The organism is Citricoccus sp. NPDC079358 (genome assembly GCF_040702545.1).
Classification (GTDB): domain Bacteria; phylum Actinomycetota; class Actinomycetes; order Actinomycetales; family Micrococcaceae; genus Citricoccus.
This window is the reverse complement of record NZ_JBFBLI010000007.1, coordinates 129,709-154,726: the sequence shown is the minus strand read 5'-3', so window position 1 is coordinate 154,726 and position 25,018 is coordinate 129,709. Positions and strand designations below refer to the sequence as shown.

The window sequence follows — 25,018 nt, the reverse complement described above, 5'->3', positions numbered from 1 at the left end:
GGGTTAATGCATGATGGCCCGCCCCCGGGTCACCGGGGACGGGCCATCATGACGCTCCGCTGGCATCAGCGGTGCGAGATCAGATCTTCTTGCGAGCCTGCTGCATCTCCTTGCGGGCGGTGCGCAGCGCCTCGGTCTGCTCCACGCGGGCCTTGTTGATGGCCTCGGCCTTCTCCGCGGCGGCGGCACGGATGGTCTCGGCCTGCTCCTCCTTGGCGGCCTCGATCGCAGCGACCTTGGCCTCCTTCGCGACGTCCAGCTTGTGGGCGCGCTTGGACGCGGCGGCGTTCTTGCGGCCGGTGCGGTTCACGGCACCATCCACCATCAGGGCGGTGCCGATGCCGAAGAGGAACACGTCCTTCGCCACGGAGGTGCCCTGCTCGGAGGGGCGGATGCCGTCCGACTCGGTCATGAAGTCGGTGTTCTTGTACATCGCCAGCAGGCCGCCGGAGAAGGCGGTCACGGCCGCGCCAGCCAGCCAGCCCGGCACGAAGGGCAGCAGGCAGGCCGCACCGATGCCGATCTCCGAGGCGGCGATGAACTGCTTGAACTGCTTCGGGGTCAGGTCCTTGAGGAACGGAAGCCCGTTGGCCCCCAGGTCCCTCATCTGTTCAGCCTGCTCCTCCGTGAGCTTGGTCTTGTTGATGCCCGAGTTCAGGATGAAGGCTCCGGCGGTCAGCCGAAGCGGGAGCTGCGCGATGCTCATGGAATTTCCTTCCGAAGGTCTGCTCTGGTTCCAAGGTCAGCCTATAGGCACACGGGGCCCACGGGGAGACCGATCGGTAACCTCGGGCCATCGCGGCCGGCCAGATCCAGGCAGAACCAGGCAGTTCGAGGCAGATCCAAGCGGACCGCAGCGGCCAGGGGCGATACTGGGGTCATGGATGAGAACGCGAGCCAGAACCTCTGGGCCACCATGGTGGCCAACGATCCCGAGCACTCCCGCCGGTACGCCGAGCGCTGGCGCCGTCTCGCCTCCGAAGGCATGGACCTGGACGGGGAGGCCCGGCTCATCGATGCAATGGCCTCCCGCGGCTCCCGGATCCTCGACGCCGGCTGCGGCACCGGCCGCGTGGGCGGCTACCTGGCGCGGTGCGGCCACCAGGTGACGGGTGTGGACCTGGACGAGCACCTCATCGAGGTCGCGAACGAGGACCATCCCGAGGCCGACTGGTACGTGGCCGACCTGGAAACCCTGGATGCGGCCACCCTGGCCGAGCTGGGCGAGTCCGAGCCGTTCGACCTCGTCTTCTCCGCCGGCAACGTCTTTGGCTTCCTCTCCCCGGCCTCCCGCGGGGACGTGCTGCGCCACCTGCACGGCCTGCTGCGGGACGGCGGCCGTGCGGTGATCGGCTTCGGGGCCGGGCGCGGCTACGATTTCGCCGATTTCGTGGACGACGCCGGCCAGGCCGGCTTCCACAGCCAGGGCCAGTACTCCTCGTGGCAGCTCGACCCCTTCACCGACGACGCCGACTTCCTGGTCGCGGTCCTCTCCCGCTGATCCTCGTTGCAAGCCAGCACGGCGGGCCGGCACTGCTGACCCACACCTCGGCGTCCGTTACTCCTCCTCGGCCCCGTAGGCGTCCTTGGCCGCGTCCATCAGGCCCTCGATGCTGAACTTGCTCATGCCCATCATGGCGTTCTGCACCCGGGCCGCCGCGTCCTGGTCCTCACCGGCCAGCAACTCGAACAGGACGTGCGGGACCACCTGCCACCGCACCCCGTAGCGGTCCGTCACCCATCCACACGCGACCTCCTGCCCGCCTCCCGCGGTCAGGGCCGTCCAGAAGTGGTCGATCTCCTGCTGGTTCGCACACAGGACCTGGAAGGAAACGGCGTCCGTGAAGGGCACCGGTTCGGTCGATCCGTTGAGCGCCACGAAGCGCTGACCGTCCAGCGTGAAGTCGACCGTCAGCACCTCGCCGCGCTCCAGCACGGTCTCCCCTTGCGGCGCCACGTCGATGTTGCTGCGGTGGACGTCACCCACCTGCGTGTCGGGGCGATAGCCGGAGAAGGCCTCCACATAGAACCGGGCGGCCTCCTCCGCCTGCCCGGTGAACCACAGACAGGTGACGAGCTGGTGTGCGGTGGTGGGGCGTGGCGCGCTCATGCGTCCAGTGTCCGCCTGGCAGCCGGAGGGGGTCCACCGTTCGCCGCCAGCCGAATCCAGAGAGAATCAGCCGGGCCCAACCGCACCGGACGGGCCCGGGCGTGCCCCGGGAAGGCTCAGACGGGCTCCGACCGACTCAGGCGAAGTTCGGCACGATCGTCCGGCGGATCGCCTGGGCGATGGTCGAGTAGTCCGTCAACGGGTCCTGGCCGAGCACGGCGGCCCAGTACTGGAGCATGTCCTCCACGTAGCGGTGGCCGTGGCCGCCGGGCACGGAGACGGACTGCGGCATGTCCGAGGCCACCTGCCAGAACGTCACCCAGGGCTGCCACTGCAGGCTGCGGGACACGTCCGATCCGGCCTTCTCCTTGGCCCAGTCGGGCTTGCGCCACATCAGGTCCGGACTCCACCACACCACGGGGTCGGAAGCATGCTGGGCCACCACGATCCGGGGGCTGTCCCACGCACCGTAGGGGACACCGGTGACATCGGTGACCAGGTCCTCGGGCCTGGTGGCGAAACGGACGTGCCGGCCGTCGTCGATCACGGGGGCGATCTCCGGGGTCCCGCGCCGGCGGAACGGCACGAGGGACTCCCAGAACTCGGCGAACCGCGGCAGGCCGGACCAGACGGCACCATCCACGCGGCCGATCATGTCGTCGAGGCCTTCGAAGGCCTTCGTGCCGCCGAGGGCGCCCAGCGACTCACCGCCGACCAACAGCTTCGGCCGCCGTTCCGGGGGGCGTTGCTCCAGCTCCGCCTCGATCGCGGCGAGCAGGGCGCTGGCGGCCAGCACGGGTGAGATCCGGTCGGCGATGAAGGCCACGCCGGAGGGCAGGTAGGTGTACTGCATGGAGGCCAGCGCACAGTTGCCGCCGGTGAGGAACTCCACGGAGGAGGCGGACCATTCCTGCAGCCAGCCGGTCCCCGTGGTGGTCAGCACCAGGAGCACCTCGCGGTCGAAGCCCCCGGTGCGGTGCAGTTCGGCGACGACGGCGGCCGCGGTCTCCTCCAGGTCCCGCCCCTCGCGCCACCCGGCATAGGCCCGGATGGGTGTCAGGGCCGGCTTGCCGGTGGCCTCCTCGATGTCCACGGCGCGGGGCCCGTCCGAGACGACGGCCTGCCCCTTGGCGCCCAGGGTGCTCCAGTCCTCGAAGGAGGCGGCCGAGCCGGAGCGCTCGGGTTCCACCGGCGGGACCCGGCCCGGCAGCAGCTTGGCGTTGGTCTCCTGGGCGGTCTTGGACAGCCACTCCAGGAGCCGGCGGTAGACCACCTTGTCCAGCACGAAGGCCGTCCCCGTGGCCGTGGCCCCCGCGCCGATGGCCGCGGCGACCGGGGCGGGCATCACCGGCTTGAGCGCCGAGGAGAGGTTGGCTGCGATCGCGTTGATGCCCCGGCCGACCGAGACGAGGCCGGCGGTCAGGGCCAGGCCGCCGATCACGCCGACCATGTGCTCTCGGCTGCGGATGGGGCGGGTCTCCATCAGGCCGGCGATCTCCGTCTGAGCCCGGAGGTTGCGCAACCAGGACAGCCCGCTGATGCCGAACATGAGCCACGGCAGGGCCTCGGTGGCGGGCCGAGCCTTCTCCTCGTCAATCCGGATCTCGATCCCGAGCTGCCGGCCGACGGCCCGGGCCGCTGCCGTCCCGGCGGCGCCGACCACATAGCCGAAGGTCTGGGATATCCCGGTGTTCACGGCCGTCATCCACCACGTGCGCGGAATGAAACTGGGAGACAGTGAGACCCAACTCATGACGTGGGCTCCGACCAGCCCGGCCGCGTCGGGTTTGAACCGCATGCGCCCCATTATGCCTGCCTTCCCCGGCTCGTCGGTTCGGTGTTCCGCCCTGTGGTCCGGGAGAATAGGGCCCATGACGCCTTCGAACGCCACCGCATCAGCCGCCGGATCCGCTGCCGGGTCCACGGGAGAAGCCTCCTATGGCTGGCTCGGTGACATCGTCGTCTCGATCATGGAGACCATCGGCCCGATCGGTGTGGCGCTGGCCGTCTTCGCCGAGAACCTCTTCCCGCCGATCCCGTCCGAGCTCATCTTGCCCCTGGCCGGCTTCACCGCGGCCGACGGTGCCTTCAGCCCGTGGGAGGCCCTGATCTGGGCCACCGTGGGCTCCGTACTGGGCGCGCTGATGCTCTACGGGCTCGGCGCGTGGCTGGGCCGACGGCGGCTGTACCGGATCGCCGACTGGCTGCCGCTCGTGGACATCGAGGACGTCGAGAAGACGGAGCGCTGGTTCAACCGCCACGGCTACTGGACCGTGCTGCTGGGCCGCATGGTCCCGATCTTCCGCTCGCTGATCTCCATCCCGGCCGGCATCGAGCGGATGAACCTGTGGTTGTTCACCCTCTTCACGCTGATCGGCTCCGGCATCTGGAACACCATCTTCGTCTGGGCGGGTTTCACGCTCGGGGACAACTGGCACCTGGTGTCCGACTACGCCGACGTCTTCTCCAACCTCGTGCTGATCGCCGTGATCGTGTTCATCGCCTGGTGGGTGACGGCCCGCATCCTGCGCAACCGCCGGCGCGCCCAGGACCCCAACTACGTGGCGCCCTCGGCAGACGAGGCCGTGGCCCGAATGGAGGCCCTCCTCGCCGATTCACAGCACGGCCGCACGTAGCGCTCCGGCGGGTTACCGGTAGCCGGCCTGGGCGGCCGGGACGTACTGCGGCAGTGAGCGTGCCTCACCGGAGTCCATGATCTTCTTGCCCAGGGGTAGGAGCGAGACCGGGATCATGCGCAGGTTGGCGATGCCCAACGGGATGCCGATGATCGAGATGAACATGGGGATGGCCGTCAGCACGTGCCCGATGGCGATCCAGACGCCGGCCACGATGAACCAGATGATGTTCCCCAGGCCGGTGAAGACCCCCATGCCCGGCTGGGTGTCCACCACCACCCGGCCGAAGGGCCACAGGGCGTACCCCGCAATCCGGAACGAGGCGATGCCGAAGGGGATGGTGACAATGAGGATGCAGCAGATGAGTCCGGCCAGGAAGTAGCCCACGGCCAGCCACAGGCCGCCGAAGACCAGCCAGATGATGTTGAGGATGAGGTTCAGGGGACGATTCATGTGCCCATGCTCCCAGCAGGTCCGGGTCAGCGGCTACTCTGGCGGGAGTCTTGTCAGGAGATTTCATGCAGATCCACCAGTCAACGGGCCGTTCCCGTCCTCTCCCGCCGTCCAGCCGGACCGCCCGTCCTCACGGTTTCTCCCGCTTCGGCCGTCCCGCGGCGGTGCTGGGCCTCTCCACCGTCATGGTGCTGACCGCCACCGGCTGCTTCGGTGACTCCCGTCCCGCCCCGCAGGAGACCGCCACCGCCCTGGCCGGCGCGATCTCTGCGGGCGACTACTCCACCGTGTCCCTGACACCGGAGTCCGAGGACGTCCCCGAGCAGCTCACCGAGGCGCTGGCAGACCTAGAAGACGTGGACCGCACGGTCACCGTGGCCTCTACTGAGGTGGACGGCGAGGACAACGACCGTGCCAGCGCCACCCTCACCGTCGACTGGCAGCTCGATGGCGGCGACGCAGAGGCAGACGCTGATGCGGACACCGAGGCCGGCGCACGCCCCAACGCCAGCGATGCGGCCGAGGCCACGTCCAGTGCCAGCGGTGCGGCTGAGGCCGACGCCAGCCCAGGCACTGACCCAGAACGAACCTGGTCCTATGAGACCACCGCCGAGATGCAGTGGGACGGGGAAGCCCAGGAGTGGCTCGTCGACTTGGCCCCGGAGACGGTCGTCCCGCAGTTGGCCGAGAGCGGCACCGTCCATCTCACGACCGTCCCCGCCGAGCGTGGCAGCATCCTCGACGGCTCGGGCGAGGAACTGATGATGGAACGAGACGTGGCCATTCTCGGGCTGGACAAGGCCCAGCTCGAGGCAGATGACCCGGAGGCTCTGGCCGAGGCCGCCGGCCAGGTGGCCGAGATCGCCGGGGTGGACGAGGACGCCTTCGTGGCGCGAGCTGAGGCCGCCGGAGAGAGGGCCTTCGTGCAGGCCATCACCGTGCGCAACAACGGGGACACCGAGATCCCGGCGGACCAGCTGCTGGCCGTCCCGGGCGGCCGGGTCCTCGAGGACACCGCCGTCCTGGCTCCCACCCGCGCCTTCGCACGGGACGTGCTGGGCACCTACGGTGAACCCAACGCCGAGCAGGTCGAGGCCTCCGAGGGCGAGTTGGAGGCCGGCGTCGAGGTCGGCCTGTCCGGTCTGCAAGCCACGTGGGAGGACCACCTGGCTGGCTTCCCCGGGGTCCAAATCACCATCGAGAACCCGGATCAGCCGGACGCCGGCGAATCCGGGCCGGATAGCTCCAGCTCCCCCAACGCCACCGCGGCCGCCACGCCGACGGCGGGCACCGAGACGGAGGAGCCGGACGGGCCGGTCTTCAGCACCGATCCGGTGCCGGGCCAGGACCTGACATCCACGCTGAACCGGCGCGTGCAGGAGGAGGCCGAGGCCGTCGTCGCCGCCTCGGACGTGCCGGCCGGGCTGGTGGCCCTGCGGCCCTCGGACGGGCAGGTGCTCGCCGCGGCCTCCAGTCCCGAGGGGTGGCCCGTGGCCGTGTCCGGGTCCTACGCACCGGGCTCCACGTTCAAGGTCGTCACCGCCCTGGCCCTGCTGCGGTCCGGGATCGCCCCCGGGGACACGGTGCAGTGCCCGGAGACGCTCAATGTGGGCGGCATGGTCGTGGGCAATTATGACGATTACCCGGATGAGTCCGTGGGCGAGATCCCGTTCTCCGAGGCCTTCGCCGAGTCCTGCAACACCGTCTTCGTGGGCGCCCACGAGGAGATCAGCGCCGCCGACGAGGCCGAGGCTGCCGAGGCGCTGGGGCTGACCGCCGAGCCGGTGACCGGGCTCGATTCCGCCTTCCTCGGTTCCGTCCCGGACGACTCCACCGGAACCGAGCATGCCGCCAACCTCTTCGGCCAGGGCGTCGTGGAGGCCTCACCGCTGGGCATGGCCACGGTGGCCGCCTCGGTGGCCGCCGGGCAGACGGTCCGTCCCCTCTTCGTGACCGATCCGACCGTGGAGACCCCCGCCGCCCCGGAATCCGGGGTCACGGCCGAAGAGGCCGAGCAGCTGCAGACGCTGATGTCCGGGGTGGTGGAGACGGGCACCGCCGAGATGCTGCAGGACGTTCCGGGCGCCCCCGTGCTGGCCAAGACCGGCACGGCCCAGTTCGTCGCCGATGGTGAGGACCTCGCCCACACCTGGCTGGTCGCCATCCACGGCGACCTGGCCGTGGCCCTGTTCTTCAACGAGGGACTCGGCGGCGGCTATGACAACGGGCCGGTGGTCCGGGACTTCCTGACCGCCGTGGAGGAGATCATCCCCTCGGAGGGGTGACCCCTGACCGACTCGCCCCCGCGGATCTCCCGGTACCCTTGAAGTCCTCATGAGCAGCGAACATCCCGCCCCCGCGCAGCACGCCCACGGGCACAACAACCGCCCCGATCCAGAGCTCTACCGCACCGAACCGGTGTCCTTCGTGCGCCGCGGCGAGCGGCTGAACCCGCGCCGCCAGAAGACGTGGGATCGGTCCCACGGCAAGTACATCGTGGACGTGCCCCGGGACCGCGCCACCACGTCCGTGGCCGAGGGCGCTGACATCGACTGGGGCCAGGTGTTCGGCCGGACCGCCCCCCTCGTGGTGGACATCGGCTCCGGCCTCGGCGAGTCCACCGCCCAGGGGGCGATCGACCACCCGGAACGGGACTTCATCTCGGTGGAGGTCTACACCCCCGGCCTCGCCGCCCTGCTCGTGCGGGTCGAGGACGAGGGCCTGGAGAACGTCCGCGGCGTCCAGGCCAACGCCCCCGAGGTCCTGGACCACCTGCTGCCCGCCGGTGGGGTGCAGGAGATCTGGGTGTTCTTCCCGGATCCGTGGCACAAGACCCGTCACCACAAACGCCGCCTCGTCAGCCCGGCCTTTGCCAACCGCGTGGCCCGCGCGTTGGCCCCGGGAGGCGTGCTGCGCCTGGCCACGGACTGGTCCAGCTACGCCGTGCACATGCGTTCGGCCATGGAGGCCCACCCCCAGCTGGCCAACGCCCATCCGGGACGTGCCTCCGGAGAGGACTCTCCGCTGACCCGCGTCCGGCTGGAGGGCCGGGAACTGGAGGTCGGCGCCCAGCCGATCGCCCCGCGCACCGGCTCGGTTCGTGCCGGCGTCAGCGAGGCGACGTCCGGGGCCGGCCTGGAGGATCCCGTGGACCACGAGGGCGGGTGGGCTCCTCGCTTCGAGGGCCGTCCGCTGACCAGTTTTGAGAACAAGGCGCTGCGCGCGGGACGGCTCGTGTTCGATCTCACGTACGTCCGGCTCTAGCCGCCTGCCCGCACTGGAGTAGGGCTCCCGGCAGGCCACTCCGGGGCCCCGCTCCAACGCCCCCGCCTTTGCACCCATGCCATCGGGCAGGGATACTGGGAGGCCGAATCATCCACCGGCCTCCCCCAGGGCGCCATCGAAGCGCCCGGCAGGTCCGGTCTGCGCAGTACCCTGGGCGGGTCACAACCGAAGGGACCCCGGTGCCAGACACCACCCCCTCCCCTGCCACACCCGGTCTGCCGACGAGCCCGCCGGAGACGTCCGGTGCCGTAGGGATGTACCCGCACGACATCCACCCCGGCCTGGTCCCAGGTATCGGCGTGGACGAGCAGCGCAACCGCTTCGGCCTGGACAAGCTCGTCTTCGGCATCACGGGTGCCCTCATCGTGGCCTTCGTGACGTGGGGCGTCGTCTCCCCGGAGTCCGTGTCCGAGGTCTCCGCCTCGGCCTTCGGCTGGTCCATGACCAACGCCGGCTGGCTGCTGAACATCACCGCCATCGTGGCGCTCGGTGCCATGCTGTTCATCGGCTTCAGCCGGTTCGGCAAGATCCGCCTGGGCCGTGACGACGAGGAGCCGGAGTTCTCCCGCTTCTCGTGGGTGGCCATGATGTTCGGTGCAGGGATCGGCGTCGGGATCTTCTTCTTCGGCCCCTCCGAGCCCCTGTCCCACTATCTCTCCCCGCCGCCGGACACGGTGGCCGCCGGCACGGACTCCGCCCTGCACCAGGCCATGGCCCAGTCCCACTTCCACTGGGGCCTGCACGCGTGGGCCATGTATGCCCTGGTCGGCGGCGCCATCGCCTATGCCTCCTACCGCCGCGGCCGCGTCCCCCTGATCAGCTCGGTGTTCCGGACGCTCTTCGGGGCCCGGCAGACCGACGGCCTGGCGGGCAAGATCGTGGACATCTTCGCGATCATCGCCACGCTCTTCGGCACCGCCGCGACGCTCGGGCTGGCCGCCATCCAGATCGGCCAGGGCGTGGAGATCATCTCCGGGGCCGGACCCCTGGGCAACAACGGGCTGATCATCATCCTGGCGGTGCTCACCGCCGCCTTCGTCATCAGCGCGATCTCCGGCGTCGCCCGGGGCATCCGCTACCTGTCCAACATCAACATCCTGATGACGCTGGGCCTGGTCCTGTTCGTGTTCATCGCCGGTCCCACCCTGTTCCTGCTGAACCTGCTGCCCTCGGGCGTCATGGAGTACGCGGACGAGATGTTCTCCATGATGGGCAAGTCCCTGTCCTGGGGCGCGGACACGGTGGAATTCCAGTCCTACTGGACCGGGTTCTACTGGGCCTGGTGGATCGCCTGGACCCCGTTCGTCGGCGTCTTCATCGCCCGCATCTCCCGCGGCCGGACGTTGCGGGAGTTCGTCCTGGTGGTCATGGGCGTGCCGACCTCCATCCTGATCTTCGCCTTCACCATCTTCGGCGGCGCCGCCATCTGGATGAACCGCAACGGCGTGGAGGGCACCGACGGCTCGGCCTCCGCGGAGTCCCTGCTCTTCACCCTGTTCGACCAGCTGCCGCTGTCCCAGATCACCCCGTTCATCGTGATCGCGGTGCTGGCCATCTTCTTCGTCACCTCGGCCGACTCGGCCTCGGTGGTGATGGGCACCATGTCCTCCCGCGGCAACCCCGAGCCCAACAAGCTCGTGGTGATCTTCTGGGGCCTGTGCATGATGGGCATCGCGGTGGTGATGCTGCTGGTCGGCGGCGAGACCGTCCTGACGGGTCTGCAGAACCTGACCATCCTGATCGCCCTGCCGTTCTCGGTCATCCTGCTGCTCATGGTGGTCGCCTTCCTGCGGGACCTGTCCACGGACCCCGAGGCCATCCGTCGCGACTACGCCAAGACGGCCATCTCCAATGCCGTGCGCCGCGGCATCGAGGAGCACGGCGATGACTTCGAGCTCTCCGTGCGTGAGGCCCCCGAGGGCCGCGGTGCCGGTGCCGACTTCGACTCCACCGCGGATCAGGTCACCGAGTGGTACCAGCGCACCGACGAGGAGGGTCAGCCGGTCGACTACGACTACGAGACCGGCACCTACGCCGACGGCTGGACGCCGGAGGGCACCGAGCCCACCGCCGAGGCCCGCACCACTGACGCCAGCGCCAGCGCCAGCGCCAGCAAGGGTGCGGGCGGGGCATCCGGCCAGGACCAGGCCACGGACCCCGGTACCCAGGACCGTCAGCCGGGCCGGGGAACCTCCACCAGCTGACACCAGCACGGCCCCGGCTGCCGTCCAGGCAGTGCACCACGCCCCGTCCCCGCCTGTGACCGGCGGAAGGCGGGGCGTGGTCGTCGGCCGGGGGCATCACCGAGAACCCGAGATTCAGTCGAGAGGCAGGCCAGCCGTCGCGCGGGCGATGTGGTGCAGCGAGGTGGTCCCCACATCCCGGTATCCGAAGCCGCGGTGCATCGGGCCGGAATCAGGCCGGTGCCGCGACGTGTTGTGCCCGACCACGCCGGCGAGACCACGCGAGTCGTCCGCCCCGACCTCCAGCGGTGTGAACCGGGTCCAGCGTGGCCGCCGCGAGAGCAGCCGCCCGAGCCGGGACAGGTAATCGGTCTCCGCCAGGGCGACGTAGATCTGTTCCTCCCTCAACCCCAGCTTCCCAGGGTCCTCCGCCAGGTCGCGAGGCAGGCCCACCACGCCGGACACCACCAGCGCGTCCAGGCTGCGCGGCGGTTCGCGCCGCTGCAGGATCTGCAGGGCCCGCGCGGCCACCACACTCCCGTAGGAATGGGCTTCCACGGCAGTGTGCGGCAGCGGGGCCGTCCCTGCCTGGGGTCCGACGCCGGCCGACCCGGTCCCCGCGGCGGGCGCGGTACCAGCGGGCGCGGTGCCAGCGGGCGCGGTGCCAGCGGGCGCGGTCGCCGTGCCGATGTCCGGTCCGGTCCCCGCGGCGGGTGCGGGGCCCGCAGCGAGCCGTACTCGGTAGTCGAACCAGCCGTCCAGGTGCCGGGCCAGCCGGGCTCCGCCGCGCAGGGCGGACTGGCCGGACAGCACACCCCAGGGGCCGGGCGGGTGGTAGCCGAGCCAGGCCACCACGCAGGGCCGTGGCACCCCGGCGTCCCGTTGGGCGGCCCACAATTGCCCGGCCTCCCGGACCGAGCCCCACATGGCGGTGTGCACCAGGATTCCCATGCCGGAGACCTGCCAGGTCAGATGGCTGGCGGTGGACGGTTCCCCCACCGCGATGGCGGCGGAAGCCGGTCGCAGGGCCGTGCCGAGGTCATAGGCCAGCAGGTGCCGCTCCGGGTAGGAGCGGTCCATGGAGTCCGGTTTCAAGGCGTGCACCAGACCGTCCAGGGCGGACCTCTGGCGTGCCCCCAGGGTCTCGCGACGGCGCAGGTCCGCCCGGAGCCGGGCCCGGGTGGCCGCCCGCTCGGCGGCGTCCCAGATGTCCCGGCGCGCCACCGACGCGACCGGCTCGGCCGGTCGCTCCGGCCTCAGCCCTGGCGTTTCCATATCCGCACCGTGGACGTCGCGCCGGGGCGCGGTTCCGAGCCCTCCGAGGGGTAGTGCCGGCCCGCGGTGGTGGTGCCAGCGGCGGGGCCGGGACCCGCGGTGATCTCGAAGATGCCGGGAGCGGCGGAAAGGGCCGCGGCCGGACGGCGCCACCGGGCAGCCCGGCGGGCGCGCTCGATGGTGGCCGCCGTCTCAGCCTCCCGGGCCCGGGAGGCGTGCTGCGATCCCTCCGAGCCGGCGTCGAAGGTACTGGTCACGTCACCGGTGGCGCCGGCGGTGAACACGCGGGGGTAGCGGGCGTAGGCCTGGAAGGCCTGGATCTGCCCGGCGAGTTCCGCCACGGTGTTCTGCAATTGCTCGACCTCGCCCTGCAGCTCCACGATCCGGCGGATGCCCTCCAGGGAGACACCGTCCCGGCTGAGCTGCTGGATGGTGCGGAGGCGGTCCACATCCTGCCGGGAGTAGCGGCGCTGCCGACCTCCCTGGCGCTGCGGGACCACCAGGCCGATCCGGTCATACTGACGCAGGGTCTGCGGGTGCATGTCTGCCAGCTCGGCTGCCACCGAGATGACGTAGATCGGTTCCTCCCAGAACGTGGTCACAGGCGGGCCTTGTCCGCCAGCCCCGCCCTCGGATGGTGTCCCGCAGTCGCGGCGGCGAAGGATTCCACGGCGGCCCGGGCGTCGTCGGACAGGGACGTGGGCACCTCGACCTGGAGTTCGACGAGGAGGTCTCCGGCCGGCGTCGTGCCCTTGGAGGACTTCACGCCGCGTCCCTTGACGCGCAGCACGCGCCCGGAGGACGATCCGGCAGGGACCTTCACCTTCACAGAGCCGTCCAGGGTGGGCACCTCGATCGTGGCGCCGAGGGCGGCCTCGTCGAAGGAGATCGGCACCTGGACGCGCAGGTTGTTGCCGTCACGGTGGAAGAAGGGGTGGTCCTTCACGCTGACGGTGACGATCAGGTCTCCGGCGCCGGCGGCACCGGGCGCGCCCTTGCCCCGCGAGCGGACCTTCTGGCCGTCCTTGATGCCGGCGGGAATGCGGACGTCGATGACCTCTCCGTCCGCGGCGCGCAGGGAGATGGTGGTGCCGCGCATGGCCCCGGCGAAGGAGATGCTCGTGCTGGCAGTGCGATCCGCCCCCTTGGCCGGGGGACCGCCGAAGCCGCCCCCGCCGGGCCGGCCGCCGAAGCCACCGGAGCGGCCCCCGAAGCCGCCGAACAGGTCGGCGAACTCCGGTGGGATGTCCCCGGTGGTCGGCCCGGAGCGGCCGCGGCTGGCGCCGGTGTTGAACAGGCCGCCGAACATGTCCTCGAAGCCACCGCCGGCGGGGCCGCCCGCACCGGAGCCGGGTGCGGAGAACCGCGCCCCGGATCCCATGGCGCGGATCGCGTCGTACTGCTGGCGCTCCTCCGGGTCGGAGAGCACGGAATTGGCCTCCGTGACCTCCTTGAACTTCTTCTCGGCGGCATCGTCACCGGGGTTCTGGTCCGGGTGGTACTTGCGGGCCAGCTTCCGGTAGGCCTTCTTGATGTCCGCTTCCGAGGCGTCCTTGGAGACACCGAGGACGGCGTAGAAGTCCTTGTCCACCCAATCCTGTGAGGCCATGGTGCCTCCTTTCCTGTCTGGCGGAGGTCCGGTCAGCCTTCGCCGGCGGAGACCATCACCTGGGCGGCGCGCAGGACGCGCTCACCGCGGAGGTAGCCGTTGCGGAACACCTGGACGACATGTTCCTCCGGGATGTCCTGGCTCGGCTGGCGCAGCATGGCCTCATGGCGGGCCGGGTCGAACGGCTGGCCGACCAGGGTGTCCTGGTCCTGCCGCTCCAGCCCGAAGCCGGTGAGCACCGAGTTGAACTTGGTGGCGATCGAGGCGAACGGGCCCTCGGCGAGGTCGCCCGCGGCACGCGCGGCGTCCAGGTCGTCCAGCACCGGCAGCAGTGCCGTCAGGACCGACTGGATGGCGTTGTCCTTGGACACGTCCCGGTCTCGGTCCACGCGGCGCTTGTAGTTCACGAACTCCGCCTGCACGCGCAACAGGTCGTTGCGCAGCTCCTCCTCGCGGGCGGTGGCGCTGGCCAGCTCCGGGTCCTGGGCGCCGGTGACGCCCTCGTCGGAGGCATCGGCGACACTGTTGAGGATCTGCTCGGCCTGGGAGAGCGCGTCTCCGTCCGCGTCCGCCGCAGCGGGGCCGGCGTCGTTGTCAGTGTTGGCTGGGTCTTCAGCGGCGTCACCGGCGGACTGGCCCGCCGGTTCGCGGACCTTCCCGGTCATCGGGTCGATCCGGCGCTTGTCCTGGAAGCTCACCGGCTCCTCGCGCTCGCGGTCTTCTTCATTACCGTGGTTCGGCATGGTCTGGGGTCCTTTCCTCCGGTACCCCCGGGGCCGGCCGGCCCTGCCTGCGACAGTGCAGGGACAGAGTCCGACCGGCCCGGGTCCGGTGGCCCGCCGTCGGACGACGGGCCGGGTATCAGCTAGGGATCAACGATGGGGGAAGAGCCTTACTTGGACTCGTCCTTGGACTCGCCGTCCTTCGGCTCCTCCTCGTCCACGACCTCGGCGTCGACGATGTCCTCGTCTTCGCCGGCCGCGCCGGAGTCGGCAGCACCCTCGGCCCCGGCAGCGCCGGCTTCCGAAGCCTGGGAGGCGTACAGGGCCTCACCGATCTTGGTCTGGGACGCCTGCAGCTTCTCGTAGGCGGCCTTCACCTCATCGTCGTTGTCCTGCTTCTCCAGGGCGGCCTTGAGGGCGTCGACGTCGGCCTGGACCTCCGTCTTGATGTCCTCGGGCAGCTTGTCCCCGTTGTCCGTGAGCAACTTGTCCACGGAGTACGCGGTCTGCTCGGCCTGGTTGCGGCGGTCGGCAGCCTCGCGGCGCTCCTTGTCCTCCGCGGCGTGGGCCTCGGCGTCCTTCACCATGCGGTCGATGTCGTCATCGGACAGCGAGGTTCCGCCGGTGATGGTCATGGACTGCTCGGTACCGGTGCCCTTGTCCTTCGCGGAGACGTGGACGATGCCGTTGGCGTCGATGTCAAAGGTGACCTCGACCTGCGGCATGCCGCGCGGGGCCGGTGCGATGCCGGTCAGCTCGAAGGTGCCCAGCGGCTTGTTGTCCCGGGTGAACTCGCGCTCGCCCTGGAAGACCTGGATGGACACGGAGGGCTGGTTGTCCTCAGCGGTCGTGAAGGTCTCGGACCGCTTGGTCGGGATCGCGGTGTTGCGCTCGATGAGCTTGGTCATCACGCCACCCTTGGTCTCAATGCCCAGGGACAGCGGGGTGACGTCGATCAGCAGCACGTCCTTGCGCTCACCGGCGAGCACACCGGCCTGCAGGGCGGCGCCCACGGCCACGACCTCGTCCGGGTTGACGCCCTTGTTCGGCTCCTGGCCGCCGGTCATCTCGGTGACGAGCTCCGCCACGGCCGGCATGCGGGTGGAACCGCCCACGAGGACCACGTGGTCGATCTCCTTGACGGACACGCCGGCTTCCTTGATGACGTCCTCGAACGGCTTGCGGGTGCGCTCAAGCAGGTCCTTGGTCAGGTCCTGGAACTTGGCGCGGGACAGGTGCTCGTCCAGGTGCACCGGGCCGTCCGCGGTCACGGACAGGTACTGCAGCGAGATGTTGGTGGAGGTGGCGGAGGACAGCTCCTTCTTGGCCTGCTCCGCGGCTTCCTTCAGACGCTGCAGGGCGATCTTGTCCTTGGACAGGTCGGCACCCTTGGACTTGGCCTGGCTCAGCAGCCAGTCGACGATTCGCTGGTCCCAGTCGTCGCCGCCGAGGCGGTTGTCACCGGACGTGGAGCGGACCTGGATGGTGGAGAAGTCGTCCTCGTCCTTGCCCACTTCGAGCAGGGAGACGTCGAAGGTGCCGCCGCCGAGGTCGAAGACCAGGATGAGCTCGTCCTCCTTGCCCTTCTCCAAGCCGTAGGCCAGTGCGGCCGCCGTCGGCTCGTTGATGATGCGGGAGACCTTGAGGCCAGCGATCTCGCCGGCTTCCTTGGTGGCCTGACGCTCAGCGTCGTTGAAGTAGGCCGGCACGGTGATGACCGCGTCGGTGACCTTCTCGCCCAGGTAATCCTCGGCGTCGTGCTTGAGCTTCATCAGGGTGCGCGCGGAGATCTCCTGCGCGGTGTACTTCTTGCCATCCATCTCGGTGCTCCAGTCAGTGCCCATGTGGCGCTTGACGGAGGCGAGGGTGCGCTCGGGGTTGTTCACGGCCTGACGCTTGGCGATCTCGCCGACGAGGACCTCGCCGGACTTCGAGAAGGCGACGACGGACGGGGTGGTCCGGGAGCCTTCGGCATTGGCGATGACGACGGGGTCGCCACCCTCCAGGACGGAGACGACAGAGTTGGTGGTGCCGAGGTCGATTCCCACTGCACGGGACATGGGCGGTTCCTTTCCTAAACGGACGATTCGAGGGCTGCGAGAGCCGGACGCCACACGGTGCCGGACTGGGGGCTGGGGCCGGCGGGCTTCCCCGCCATCCAGTCACCTGAGCGTTCAAGACTCAAGGTTTCATGACCAGGAGGTCCCTGTCAATCTCCCTTGAGCCAACCTGACTCAACTTTGCCTTCGATGAAGATAACCACGGGCTTCCGGGATCCATTCCCGCCGGGGCCCAAGACATTCTCCGCCCACACCCACGGGCGGCGACCGCAGGATCACCAGGAATGCCTTGCATTGTTTTGAGTAGGTCAAAATAACTAAGGCTAGGCTTCGTTTCCTTGTGGGGAAGCTACCGGGGTGTTTGAGTAAGGGCATCGACACAGCGGCGCAATGCAGTTCCGACAGTCGGCGCCGCACGGAAAGGAGTCACGATGGCAGCGAAGGATACTCAGGCCAAGGCAACCAAGAAGGCCAACGAGATTTCATCCAAGTACACCGTTCCCGGCATCGAGATCGAAGACGGCCACCGCGTCGCCGAGATCCTTCAGATGCGCCTGCATGCCCTCAACGATCTCCAGCTCACCCTGAAGCACGCCCACTGGAACGTGGTGGGCCCGAACTTCATCGCCGTCCACGAGATGCTCGACCCCCAGGTCGACGTGGTGCGCGGATTCGTGGACGAGGTCGCCGAGCGCGTGGCCACCATGGGCCTGTCCCCCAAGGGCACACCCGGCGCCATCACCAGTGAACGCACCTGGGACGACTACACCCTGGGCCGCGCCGACACCCTGACCCACATCTCCGCCCTGGACAAGGTCTACGACGGCGTGATCGCCGACCACCGCAACGCCATCGACGAGGTCGGCAAGATCGACCCGATGGCCGAGGACCTGCTGGTCGGCCAGACCCGCGAGCTGGAGCTGTTCCAGTGGTTCCTCCGCTCGTTCATCAGCAACACCGGCGGGGAGCTGAAGCACCAGAACTGAGAGGCCCCGGGCTACCACCGGGCGACAACCGGACCCCGACGAAAAGTGCCGGGCCACCCAGTGCATCACTGGGTGGCCCGGCACTTCTGGTGTCCTCCGGGTTCTCATCGGCAGCCGCCTGCCTCAACCGGCGTCAGCGGACCGGCCTCAGCGGACCTTCTCCGGCTCCGGAATGTCTTCCGCGACCGATTCGGCGGGCTCCAGGTCTCGCCCACGCCGCGAGAGCTTCGAGGGCCACCAGACCTTCGGCCCGATGTCATACGTGAGCGCCGGGACCACGAGTGAGCGGACCAGGAAGGTGTCCAGCAGGACACCGAAGGCCACGATGAACGCCAGTTGCACCATGAACATCAGCGGGATGACCACGAGCGCTGCGAAGGTGGCCGCCAGCACGACGCCGGCCGAGGTGATGACGCCACCGGTCACGGTCAGGGCCTTGAGCACGCTGGCCCGGGTGCCGAGGGAGAACGCCTCCTCCCGGGCCCGGGTCATGAGGAAGATCGTGTAGTCCACGCCGAGCGCCACGAGGAACACGAAGCCGTAGAGCGGCACCGTGGGATCGGCCCCCGAAAAGCCCAGCACGTGGTTGAACACGAGTGCCGAGACGCCGATGGCGGTACCGAAGCTGAGCACGGTGGCCAGCACCAGCAGGATCGGCGCAATGACGGAACGCAACAGGACCATGAGGATGACCAGCACCACGATCAGCACGAGCGGGATGATGGTCCGCACATCGGCCTGCGCCGTGGTGTTGGTGTCCAGGTTGGTGGCGGTGGTCCCGCCGACCAGGATTCCCGCGTCCATGGCGTGCAGGCTCTCCCGGAGCTCGACGACGGTCTGCTCGGCCTCCATGGAGTCCGCGGGATCCGCGAGGGTTGCCTGCAAGTAGACGCGGCCGTCGACCTCGAGCGGCTCGGCTGGCGGGCCGCCCTGTCCGGCACCTGCCGGGCCGCCACCCTCGGCGGTGAGGTAGGCGGAGGCGATGCCGTCCGTGTTCTGGACGTCCTCGAGGACCTCGTCCGCACGTTCCGCGGGGGCGATGATCGTGGCCGGGGCCCCGGTGCCGGCATCGAAGTGGTCTTCGAGCACCACCTGCCCGGCCTTGCCGTCACTCTCGCCCAGCAGGACTTCGGTCTGCGGGACGCCGCTGGTCTGGAGCTGAGTGATGCCCGCCGTTCCCACCAACAGCACCGCGGCGGTGACCATCCACACGGCGCGGGGACGGCGTGCCACCAGGGCGCCGATCCTGGTCCACACGCCGTGGTTGGACTCGAGCCCGCGGATCGGTGTGCCGTTCGCATCGACGGGCTGGCGGAACCGGGCGTCCTTGCGGGACACGGCGCCCGGCCGGGGAATCGAGGGCCAGAAGGCAGCACGCCCCACGAGGTAGAGCACCGCCGGCAGGAAGGTCAGGGATGCCGCCCAGGCCAGGACGATGCCCGAGGCCGCGATCGGGCCGAGGGAGCGGTTCGAGTTGAGGTCGGAGAAGAGAAGGCACAACAGGGCGATCGCCACCGTGGCCGCCGAGGCGGTGATGGGCTCGAAGGACCCCTTCCAGGCGTTCCGCACGGCCGTGGCCACCTTCGTCCGGACGCGCAGCTCCTCTCGGTACCGGGCCACCATCAGCAGGGAGTAGTCCGTGGCGGCGCCGATCACCAGGATCGAGAGAATCCCCTGCGACTGGCCGTTCAAGGCGATCCACCCCTCGGCGGCCATCCAGTAGATCGCGAGGATGGCCACGCACAGGGCCGCCACGGAGTTGAACAGCACCAGCAGGGGCAGCAGCACGGAGCGGTAGACCAGCACCAGGATCACGAACACCACGCTGAGCGCCACGGCCAGCAGGATCCCGTCAATGCCGGCGAACGCACCGGCCAGGTCGGCAGCGAGTCCGGCGGGCCCGGCCACGTGGACCTCGGCTCCATCCAGACCCCCGTTGCCCGCGCCGGCCAGGTCCGCCTGGGAGTTGGCTGCCACGGTCCGGAGATCCTCGACCACCGCGTCCGACTCGGCCGACTCCGTGTTGACGAGGGCGATGTACTGCACAGCCTCCCGGTCCTCCGATGGCACCGGGCCGATGATCTGGTCCACGCCCTCCACGGCGCCGAGTTCTTCACCGAATCCGGCCAGCGCCTCCATCTCACCGGCAGACTCGGCACCCTCGGCGAGCGCCTGTCCGTCCGGCAGACCGAGGACCACGAGTGCGGGGATCTGCTCACTGTCCGTGAACTGGGAGACCCATTCCCCGGCCTGCGTGGATTCGGCGGAGGCCGGCAGGAACGTGGACTGGTCATTGGAGGAGACCTCCCCGAGCTTGCCGAAGGTCGGTCCACCCAGGCCGGTGCCGGCCAACCAGGCCAGGACCAGGACGGCGGCGGCCACCACCCGGATCCACACCTTGCCCCAGGGACGGTTCTGCTCCTGGCCCGAATGGCCCTCCGGCCGATCCTCGGGCCGGCTCTCGGCCCGGTCCTTGGCGCGGTGCTCAGGCCGGCGATCTGACGGTGGGCCTGACTGACGGCCCGGCTGGATGTCGGCGGCTTCAGGCTCGGCCCGATGTCGGGGGTTCTCTGGCATGAGCCCTACGCTAGCGCATTCACTCGATGATCGAGATACCTGCTGTCGAGTTTGATGTCGAGTTAAATCCTGGTCACTGCCGCTCAGTAGACTGGGGCGTCAGACACCGGCGGAAGGAGGCCCCATGTCGCACGCCGGCCAGGAGCCTTCGGAGCTCTTCCAGTTGATCCATGCCCTGCGGCGGTATGCCGAAGTGGCAGATCGGACCACCGACGCCGCCGGCCACCGCAGCGGCCTGCACCGTACCGACCTGCGCGCCCTGACCATCCTCATGCAACGTCAGGCGGCTGGCCTGAACACCAGCCCCACCGACCTCGGGCGGATGCTGAGCCTCACCTCGGCCTCCACCACGGCCCTCGTGGACCGCCTGGTCGCCAACGGCCACGCCCAGCGCACCCCGTCCACCACGGACCGGCGCCGGGTCAGCATCTCCCACACGGACACCGCCGCCGTGGACGGCCGGAAGATCTTCATGCCGATGGCCCGCACCATAGCGGACCGCCTGTCCGGGTTCACACCGGAGCAGATGCAGACCGCCATCGAGGTCCTGGCGGCGGCCACTGAGGCCCTTGACTCCTTCGAGGCCCCGGCGGGCCCACCGCCCACCCACGTCCAGTCATGACACCCACCGCTCGTTCCGAAACCCGCACGGAGACCGCGGGAGGGCGACTTCGACCTCCCCTTCTGCTGGCGATCGACGGCCGCTCCGGCGCCGGCAAGACCTCCCTCGCCGTGGAGACGGCCGCGTTGTTGCGGCCCCACCTGGAGGTCGCCGTCTTCCACCTGGACTCCATCTATCCCGGTTGGGACGGCCTCGTCGCCTCGCTGGACACCTACGCCCACGACGTCGTCGCCCCGCTCGCCCAGGGCCGCACCGCCCGGTGGACCTGGTGGGACTGGACCGCTGATGCGCCGGGACGCGCGGATGCCACCCCGCCGGCCGACGTCGTCATCCTCGAGGGCGTGGGGGCCGGGAACCGGAACGCCCGTCCGCACCTGGATGCCGTGGCCTGGGTGGCCATGGATGACGGCGAGCGCAAGCGGCGGGCCCTGAGGCGTGACGGCGAGACCTTCGCCGCACACTGGGACCGTTGGGCCGCGCAGGAGGACACCTACCTCGCCGGTGACGAGGTGGCGGAGGCAGCCTGGCTGACCCTCGACGGCCACGGACCCACGCCGCGGGCCGCAGCCGACCTGGTGGAGGGCCTGCGCTCCCTGCCCGGCTGGGAAGCCGCGCTCGCCCTCGTGCCGGCGCCCGGCCCGTCCCAGTGGGAACGCCGCACCCTGTCCACGGCCGCCGAGCCGAGGGCGCTGTTCGCCGCCATGGGCGGACCGGAGGCCGCGACCGCCCTGCTGCTGGAGAGCTCGGACCGGGACGTCACCCCCTCACCAGAGCGCAGCCGGTACTCACTCATCGGCCTGGCCACCGACTCCTCGACCGTCGCGACCCACACGGACGGCGTCACCACCGTCTCCTCCGGCCTCCTCACCCTGCGGCACCCCGGGGCGTTCTTCCCGTGGCTGGCCACCGTCTGGCCCGCTGGCCCCGGCCCTGCGGACGGCCCGTTCCAACCCGGCTGGATGGGCTGGATCGGCTACGGCATCAAACGCGAGGCCGGGTCCCCGGACGGCGCCGCAACGCTGACTGCGGCCGCCGACGAGGCGGCGCCGACCGTACCCGAGGCACTGCTGTTCCGCCCGGAGCGGGGCGCCAGCGTGGATCATGTGGCCGGCACCACGACCCTCTTCTGGTCCGCCGACGACCGGAGCGGGCCGGAGTGGGCGGACCGGGTGCTGGACGGACTGGCGGATGGGCTGTCGGCTGAGAGTTCGGAGGGGCGGCCCGTCGCATCGCCCGCCGCTCCCCCGGTCTTCACCGTGCGGGATTCCCGTGAGGAGTACCTGGCCAAGATCCGGGCGGCCCAGGCCGAGATCCACGAGGGGAACACCTACGAGGTCTGCCTGACCACGGCCCTGGAGTCCACGGTGGACTCCTTCGACGGCTGGTCCACCTACCAGCGGCTCGCCGAGGCGAACCGGGCCCCGTTCACCCTGTACTTGCGCGCCCAGGTGACCAGGGCCGGCGTCGGGCGCGGGGCCGGGACGGGCAGCGAACCTCAGACCGGGAGCGAGCCGGTGCAGATCCTCTCCACCAGCCCCGAGCGATTCCTCTCCGTCTCCTCGAGGGCGGCGGGAGGCTGGCTGGTGACGGAGCCGATCAAGGGAACGCGCCCGCGCGGGGCCACGCCGGACGAGGACCGCGCGCTGGCCGAGGAGCTGGCGTCCTCCCCCAAGGACCGGGCCGAGAACATCATGATCACGGACCTGGCCCGCAACGACCTCTCGCGATTCGCCCGGCCGGGGACACTGGCGACCACACGGGTGTGCGCGATCGAGTCGTACCCGACGGTGCACCAGATGGTCTCCACGGTGACCGCCCAGCTGCAGCCCGGTGTGCCGCGGGCCGACGCGCTCGCCGCGGCCTTCCCGCCCGGGTCGATGACCGGCGCCCCGAAGATCTCCACCATGGACATCCTCGAGGACCTTGAAGCGGGGCCCCGCGGGGTGTACTCGGGGGTCGCCGGCTACCTCTCCGCCGACGGTGCGGCCGACTTGAACGTGCTGATCCGCACGCTGGTCGCGGTGCCGGTGGGGACCGCGGAACCGGTGGGGACTCCGGAACCGGCATGGCCGGCGTCGGATCCGGGGGAATCCGGGCGCACGCACCTCTCGCTCGGCGTGGGCGGGGCCATCACCGCGGACTCGGTGCCGGAGGAGGAGTGGGACGAGGTGCGGACCAAGGCCCACGGGGTGCTGAGGGTGCTCGGCTCGGCCTTCCCGGACGCCTGACACCAGCCCCTCCGCAGCACCGGGCTCCGCACGAGACTGTCGTGCGGCACCGCTCCATCAGCTTTGCGGGCAGAAATGAGTACTCATCTCTGCCCGCAAAGTGGTCACTGCAGGGCGGAGGTCAGGCGGAAGACGTTGTCCACCCAGCGCTGAGCACGCGGCCGTCCCTGCCATTCCGCCAGGGTCAGCTCCTCGGAGACGGCCCGGTAGTCCTCGACCACCGGTTGCAGCGCCTCCACCGTCTCGGAACCCACGGTCAGCACCGAGACCTCCATGTTCAGGGAGAACGAGCGCATGTCCATGTTGGAGGAGCCGAAGACCGCCACGTCGTTGTCCACGGTGAACAGCTTGGCGTGCAGCACGTTGGGATCCGGGTAGCGGAAAATCCGGATGCCGGCCTTCAACAGGGCGTCGTAGTAGGACTGCTGGGCGTGGTGGACCATGAACTGGTCCGCCTTGCGGCACACGAACAGCTCTACGGCCACCCCGCGCTGGGCGGCGGTGGTCAGGGCGTAGAGCATCGAGTCATCCGGCACCAGATAGGGCGAGACCACCACGAGGCGTTCCCGCGCGGAGTAGAACAGGTGGTTGAACAGGCGCAGGTTGTTCTCGTGGGAGAACCCCGGACCGGAGGGGACGACTTGGGCGATGCTGCCCTCGTCGACCTGGTACTCCGAGGGGTCCGGCTCCCGGAACTTGCCCTCCAGCTCGTCACCGGTCTCCGCATACCAGTCGGTGACGAACACCACGTCCAGCGAGGCCACCACGGGGCCGGTGATGCGGCTCATCAGGTCCACCCACTCCCGGCCCATCGCGTGGGCGGAGGCCCGCTTGTAGCCGGGCTCCACGAGGTTCTGCGAGCCGGTGTAGCCCACCAGCCCGTCCACGACGAGGATCTTGCGGTGGTTGCGCAGGTCCGGGCGTTGGTACTTGCCCCGCCAGGGCAGCACGGGCATCGCCAGGTGGTATTCGAGCCCCGCCGCATCCAGCCGGCGCCGCAGCTGCCGATATCCTTTGACCCGCATCGAGGCAACGTGGTCGAAGAGAATCCGCACCGTCACACCCCGGGCGTGGGCCCGCTCCAGGGCCTCGAGCACCACGGAGGAGTACCCCTGCCGGTCCTTCGGGTCGTCCGCGAGGATGTAGAAGATCAGGTGGACGTAGTCCTGGGCCCGGTCGATCTCCGCCGCCATCCGCCGCATGGACTCCCGGTAGTCCGTGATGAACTCGAACTCGTTGCCGTCCAGCATCGGGAAGCTCGTCAGATTCCGGGTCAACCGCGCCGCCGCCACCACGTACCGCGGCGCCATGCCGGCGTCGTTGGGCAGCTGCAGGTGGGCGGTGGCCTGGCCGAGCGCATCATTGACCGCCTTCTGGCGGGAGCGGCGCTGGCCCCCGAGCCGGAAGGAGCCCAGCAGCAGGAACAGGATGAGGCCGGGCAGCGGCAGGAAGAAGATGATGAGCAGCCATGCCATCGCCACTGCGGGGCGGCGACCGCCCGGGACGATGCCGAGCAGCAGGACGCGGATGCCGACGTCGATGATCCAGAAGAGCACGGTCAACCAGTCGGGGAAGATGCCGAACTCGGCGGTGGGCCAGAGCATCACCCCAGCTTACGGTGAGTCAGGTCTCCCGGACGGGACCACGAGGTCCAACAGCTGGTCAATCCACTCGGTGGTCAGGGATCGGGAGAACATCAGGCGCAACAGCAGGCTCGCGGCCACCGTCTCGGCGAGGAACGACGGCGGCGCGGCCAGTCCCCCGGGATGGTTCCGGTCGTGCTCCTGGAACCGGGCGTCCAGCCCGGCCATGATCGGCTGCACCAGGGCCGAGTGCATGGCGGCGGAGGTCTCCCCGGCGGAGGCCAGGGCGGACATGATCGTCTGGATGAGGCGGGAGACCTCCGGCGCCTCGATCTCGGACTTGAGCGCCGTGAGCCAGGCACCCAGGTCGCCGCGCAGGTCACCGGTGTCCTCGGGCACCCCGAGGGGCATCTCCAGGAAACCCTCGGCCAAGGCCTCGACCACCACGCCGGCCTTGGAGCCCCACCAGCGATAGATGGTCTGCTTGCCGACCCCCGCTGCGGCGGCGATCCCCTCCACCGTGAGTTCCTGGAACCCGCAGCCGACCATCAGGTCCGCCGCCGCCTCCAGCACGGCCACGCGCGACTTCTCGCTGCGCGGCCGCCCCCGGTGCTCCGCCGGCTTCTCCGCCTCGACGCTCAACGACGCCCTCCTGCTCCTGTGGTCTGCCCGCTAGCTGAGGGCCTGCC

Annotated in this window: 19 protein-coding genes and 1 pseudogene; 8 read left to right on the top strand and 12 right to left on the bottom strand. The window is 69.9% G+C overall.

Features of this window, described 5'->3' with window-relative positions; all coding sequences use genetic code 11:
- Window positions 1–79 precede the first annotated feature (79 nt).
- Window positions 80–706: a hypothetical protein gene (locus AB0333_RS10780; protein ID WP_366218687.1), complete on the bottom strand. Its 627-nt coding sequence runs from the start codon at window positions 704–706 to the stop codon at window positions 80–82.
- Between the two features lie 174 nt (window positions 707–880).
- On the opposite strand from AB0333_RS10780, the gene AB0333_RS10775 reads away from it, so the two are divergent.
- The gene (locus tag AB0333_RS10775) at window positions 881–1,501 is read left to right on the top strand and encodes a class I SAM-dependent methyltransferase (RefSeq protein WP_366218686.1); all 621 of its coding nucleotides are present in this window, start codon (window positions 881–883) and stop codon (window positions 1,499–1,501) included.
- 57 nt (window positions 1,502–1,558) lie between these two features.
- Here AB0333_RS10775 and AB0333_RS10770 read toward each other — a convergent pair whose 3' ends face one another.
- Both AB0333_RS10770 and AB0333_RS10765 read right to left on the bottom strand, forming a co-directional pair.
- Window positions 1,559–2,110 carry a VOC family protein gene (locus AB0333_RS10770; RefSeq protein WP_366218684.1) on the bottom strand — a complete coding sequence of 184 codons (552 nt, stop codon included), beginning with the start codon at window positions 2,108–2,110 and terminating at the stop codon, window positions 1,559–1,561.
- A 136-nt stretch (window positions 2,111–2,246) separates the two neighbouring features.
- Complete coding sequence (locus AB0333_RS10765) at window positions 2,247–3,908, bottom strand: alpha/beta-hydrolase family protein (protein ID WP_366218683.1); 1,662 nt, start codon at window positions 3,906–3,908, stop codon at window positions 2,247–2,249.
- 73 nt (window positions 3,909–3,981) lie between these two features.
- Between AB0333_RS10765 and AB0333_RS10760 the strand changes: the two genes are divergently transcribed.
- Window positions 3,982–4,746 (top strand): DedA family protein, encoded by a 765-nt coding sequence (locus AB0333_RS10760; protein ID WP_366218681.1) that lies wholly within the window; start codon window positions 3,982–3,984, stop codon window positions 4,744–4,746.
- Between the two features lie 12 nt (window positions 4,747–4,758).
- Here AB0333_RS10760 and AB0333_RS10755 read toward each other — a convergent pair whose 3' ends face one another.
- Window positions 4,759–5,199: a YccF domain-containing protein gene (locus AB0333_RS10755; protein ID WP_366218680.1), complete on the bottom strand. Its 441-nt coding sequence runs from the start codon at window positions 5,197–5,199 to the stop codon at window positions 4,759–4,761.
- A gap of 65 nt (window positions 5,200–5,264) precedes the next feature.
- Between AB0333_RS10755 and AB0333_RS10750 the strand changes: the two genes are divergently transcribed.
- The 3 genes from AB0333_RS10750 to AB0333_RS10740 all read left to right on the top strand — a co-directional run bounded on the left by AB0333_RS10750 (window position 5,265) and on the right by AB0333_RS10740 (window position 10,688).
- Entirely contained in the window at window positions 5,265–7,484 is a 2,220-nt protein-coding gene (locus AB0333_RS10750) for a penicillin-binding transpeptidase domain-containing protein (protein WP_366218679.1), read from the top strand.
- 49 nt (window positions 7,485–7,533) lie between these two features.
- A complete protein-coding gene (gene trmB, locus AB0333_RS10745; protein WP_366218678.1) occupies window positions 7,534–8,463 on the top strand; it encodes a tRNA (guanosine(46)-N7)-methyltransferase TrmB in 930 nt (309 codons plus the stop codon).
- Window positions 8,464–8,663: 200 nt separating this feature from the next.
- A complete protein-coding gene (locus AB0333_RS10740) occupies window positions 8,664–10,688 on the top strand; it encodes a BCCT family transporter (RefSeq protein WP_366218677.1) in 2,025 nt (674 codons plus the stop codon).
- Between the two features lie 114 nt (window positions 10,689–10,802).
- Here AB0333_RS10740 and AB0333_RS10735 read toward each other — a convergent pair whose 3' ends face one another.
- The 5 genes and pseudogenes from AB0333_RS10735 to dnaK form a co-directional block, all read right to left on the bottom strand.
- Window positions 10,803–11,942 (bottom strand): alpha/beta hydrolase, encoded by a 1,140-nt coding sequence (locus AB0333_RS10735; protein WP_366218676.1) that lies wholly within the window; start codon window positions 11,940–11,942, stop codon window positions 10,803–10,805.
- Window positions 11,943–12,190: 248 nt separating this feature from the next.
- Window positions 12,191–12,544: pseudogene (locus AB0333_RS10730) on the bottom strand (MerR family transcriptional regulator); the annotation flags it as partial.
- Window positions 12,541–13,551 carry a DnaJ C-terminal domain-containing protein gene (locus AB0333_RS10725; protein ID WP_366218675.1) on the bottom strand — a complete coding sequence of 337 codons (1,011 nt, stop codon included), beginning with the start codon at window positions 13,549–13,551 and terminating at the stop codon, window positions 12,541–12,543. The gene AB0333_RS10725 and the pseudogene AB0333_RS10730, both read right to left, overlap by 4 nt.
- A gap of 32 nt (window positions 13,552–13,583) precedes the next feature.
- Complete coding sequence (locus AB0333_RS10720) at window positions 13,584–14,294, bottom strand: nucleotide exchange factor GrpE (RefSeq protein ID WP_366218674.1); 711 nt, start codon at window positions 14,292–14,294, stop codon at window positions 13,584–13,586.
- 149 nt (window positions 14,295–14,443) lie between these two features.
- The gene (dnaK, locus tag AB0333_RS10715; RefSeq protein ID WP_366218673.1) at window positions 14,444–16,333 is read right to left on the bottom strand and encodes a molecular chaperone DnaK; all 1,890 of its coding nucleotides are present in this window, start codon (window positions 16,331–16,333) and stop codon (window positions 14,444–14,446) included.
- Between the two features lie 431 nt (window positions 16,334–16,764).
- Between dnaK and AB0333_RS10710 the strand changes: the two genes are divergently transcribed.
- Window positions 16,765–17,319, top strand: a complete 555-nt coding sequence (locus AB0333_RS10710) for a DNA starvation/stationary phase protection protein (RefSeq protein ID WP_366218672.1) — start codon at window positions 16,765–16,767, stop codon at window positions 17,317–17,319.
- Window positions 17,320–17,466: 147 nt separating this feature from the next.
- Here the strand turns inward: AB0333_RS10710 and AB0333_RS10705 are convergent, their stop codons facing one another.
- Window positions 17,467–19,896 carry an MMPL family transporter gene (locus AB0333_RS10705; protein ID WP_366218670.1) on the bottom strand — a complete coding sequence of 810 codons (2,430 nt, stop codon included), beginning with the start codon at window positions 19,894–19,896 and terminating at the stop codon, window positions 17,467–17,469.
- A 124-nt stretch (window positions 19,897–20,020) separates the two neighbouring features.
- On the opposite strand from AB0333_RS10705, the gene AB0333_RS10700 reads away from it, so the two are divergent.
- Both AB0333_RS10700 and AB0333_RS10695 read left to right on the top strand, forming a co-directional pair.
- Window positions 20,021–20,518 carry a MarR family transcriptional regulator gene (locus tag AB0333_RS10700; protein WP_366218668.1) on the top strand — a complete coding sequence of 166 codons (498 nt, stop codon included), beginning with the start codon at window positions 20,021–20,023 and terminating at the stop codon, window positions 20,516–20,518.
- The gene (locus AB0333_RS10695; protein WP_366218667.1) at window positions 20,515–22,746 is read left to right on the top strand and encodes a chorismate-binding protein; all 2,232 of its coding nucleotides are present in this window, start codon (window positions 20,515–20,517) and stop codon (window positions 22,744–22,746) included. The genes AB0333_RS10700 and AB0333_RS10695 overlap by 4 nt, the downstream gene beginning before the upstream one ends.
- 104 nt (window positions 22,747–22,850) lie before the next feature.
- Here AB0333_RS10695 and cls read toward each other — a convergent pair whose 3' ends face one another.
- A complete protein-coding gene (cls, locus tag AB0333_RS10690) occupies window positions 22,851–24,350 on the bottom strand; it encodes a cardiolipin synthase (protein ID WP_366218666.1) in 1,500 nt (499 codons plus the stop codon).
- A gap of 9 nt (window positions 24,351–24,359) precedes the next feature.
- Entirely contained in the window at window positions 24,360–24,971 is a 612-nt protein-coding gene (locus tag AB0333_RS10685) for a TetR/AcrR family transcriptional regulator (RefSeq protein WP_366218664.1), read from the bottom strand.
- Window positions 24,972–25,018 lie beyond the last annotated feature (47 nt).

Bases quoted from the DNA above. Each gene is read 5' to 3' on its own strand.
- AB0333_RS10780 (WP_366218687.1), bottom strand. From the start codon at position 706: ATGAGCATCGCGCAGCTCCCGCTTCGGCTGACCGCCGGAGCCTTCATC.
- AB0333_RS10775 (WP_366218686.1), top strand. From the start codon at position 881: ATGGATGAGAACGCGAGCCAGAACCTCTGGGCCACCATGGTGGCCAAC.
- AB0333_RS10770 (WP_366218684.1), bottom strand. From the start codon at position 2,110: ATGAGCGCGCCACGCCCCACCACCGCACACCAGCTCGTCACCTGTCTG.
- AB0333_RS10765 (WP_366218683.1), bottom strand. From the start codon at position 3,908: ATGCGGTTCAAACCCGACGCGGCCGGGCTGGTCGGAGCCCACGTCATG.
- AB0333_RS10760 (WP_366218681.1), top strand. From the start codon at position 3,982: ATGACGCCTTCGAACGCCACCGCATCAGCCGCCGGATCCGCTGCCGGG.
- AB0333_RS10755 (WP_366218680.1), bottom strand. From the start codon at position 5,199: ATGAATCGTCCCCTGAACCTCATCCTCAACATCATCTGGCTGGTCTTC.
- AB0333_RS10750 (WP_366218679.1), top strand. From the start codon at position 5,265: ATGCAGATCCACCAGTCAACGGGCCGTTCCCGTCCTCTCCCGCCGTCC.
- trmB (WP_366218678.1), top strand. From the start codon at position 7,534: ATGAGCAGCGAACATCCCGCCCCCGCGCAGCACGCCCACGGGCACAAC.
- AB0333_RS10735 (WP_366218676.1), bottom strand. From the start codon at position 11,942: ATGGAAACGCCAGGGCTGAGGCCGGAGCGACCGGCCGAGCCGGTCGCG.
- AB0333_RS10725 (WP_366218675.1), bottom strand. From the start codon at position 13,551: ATGGCCTCACAGGATTGGGTGGACAAGGACTTCTACGCCGTCCTCGGT.
- AB0333_RS10720 (WP_366218674.1), bottom strand. From the start codon at position 14,294: ATGCCGAACCACGGTAATGAAGAAGACCGCGAGCGCGAGGAGCCGGTG.
- dnaK (WP_366218673.1), bottom strand. From the start codon at position 16,333: ATGTCCCGTGCAGTGGGAATCGACCTCGGCACCACCAACTCTGTCGTC.
- AB0333_RS10710 (WP_366218672.1), top strand. From the start codon at position 16,765: ATGGCAGCGAAGGATACTCAGGCCAAGGCAACCAAGAAGGCCAACGAG.
- AB0333_RS10705 (WP_366218670.1), bottom strand. From the start codon at position 19,896: ATGCCAGAGAACCCCCGACATCGGGCCGAGCCTGAAGCCGCCGACATC.
- AB0333_RS10700 (WP_366218668.1), top strand. From the start codon at position 20,021: ATGTCGCACGCCGGCCAGGAGCCTTCGGAGCTCTTCCAGTTGATCCAT.
- AB0333_RS10695 (WP_366218667.1), top strand. From the start codon at position 20,515: ATGACACCCACCGCTCGTTCCGAAACCCGCACGGAGACCGCGGGAGGG.
- cls (WP_366218666.1), bottom strand. From the start codon at position 24,350: ATGCTCTGGCCCACCGCCGAGTTCGGCATCTTCCCCGACTGGTTGACC.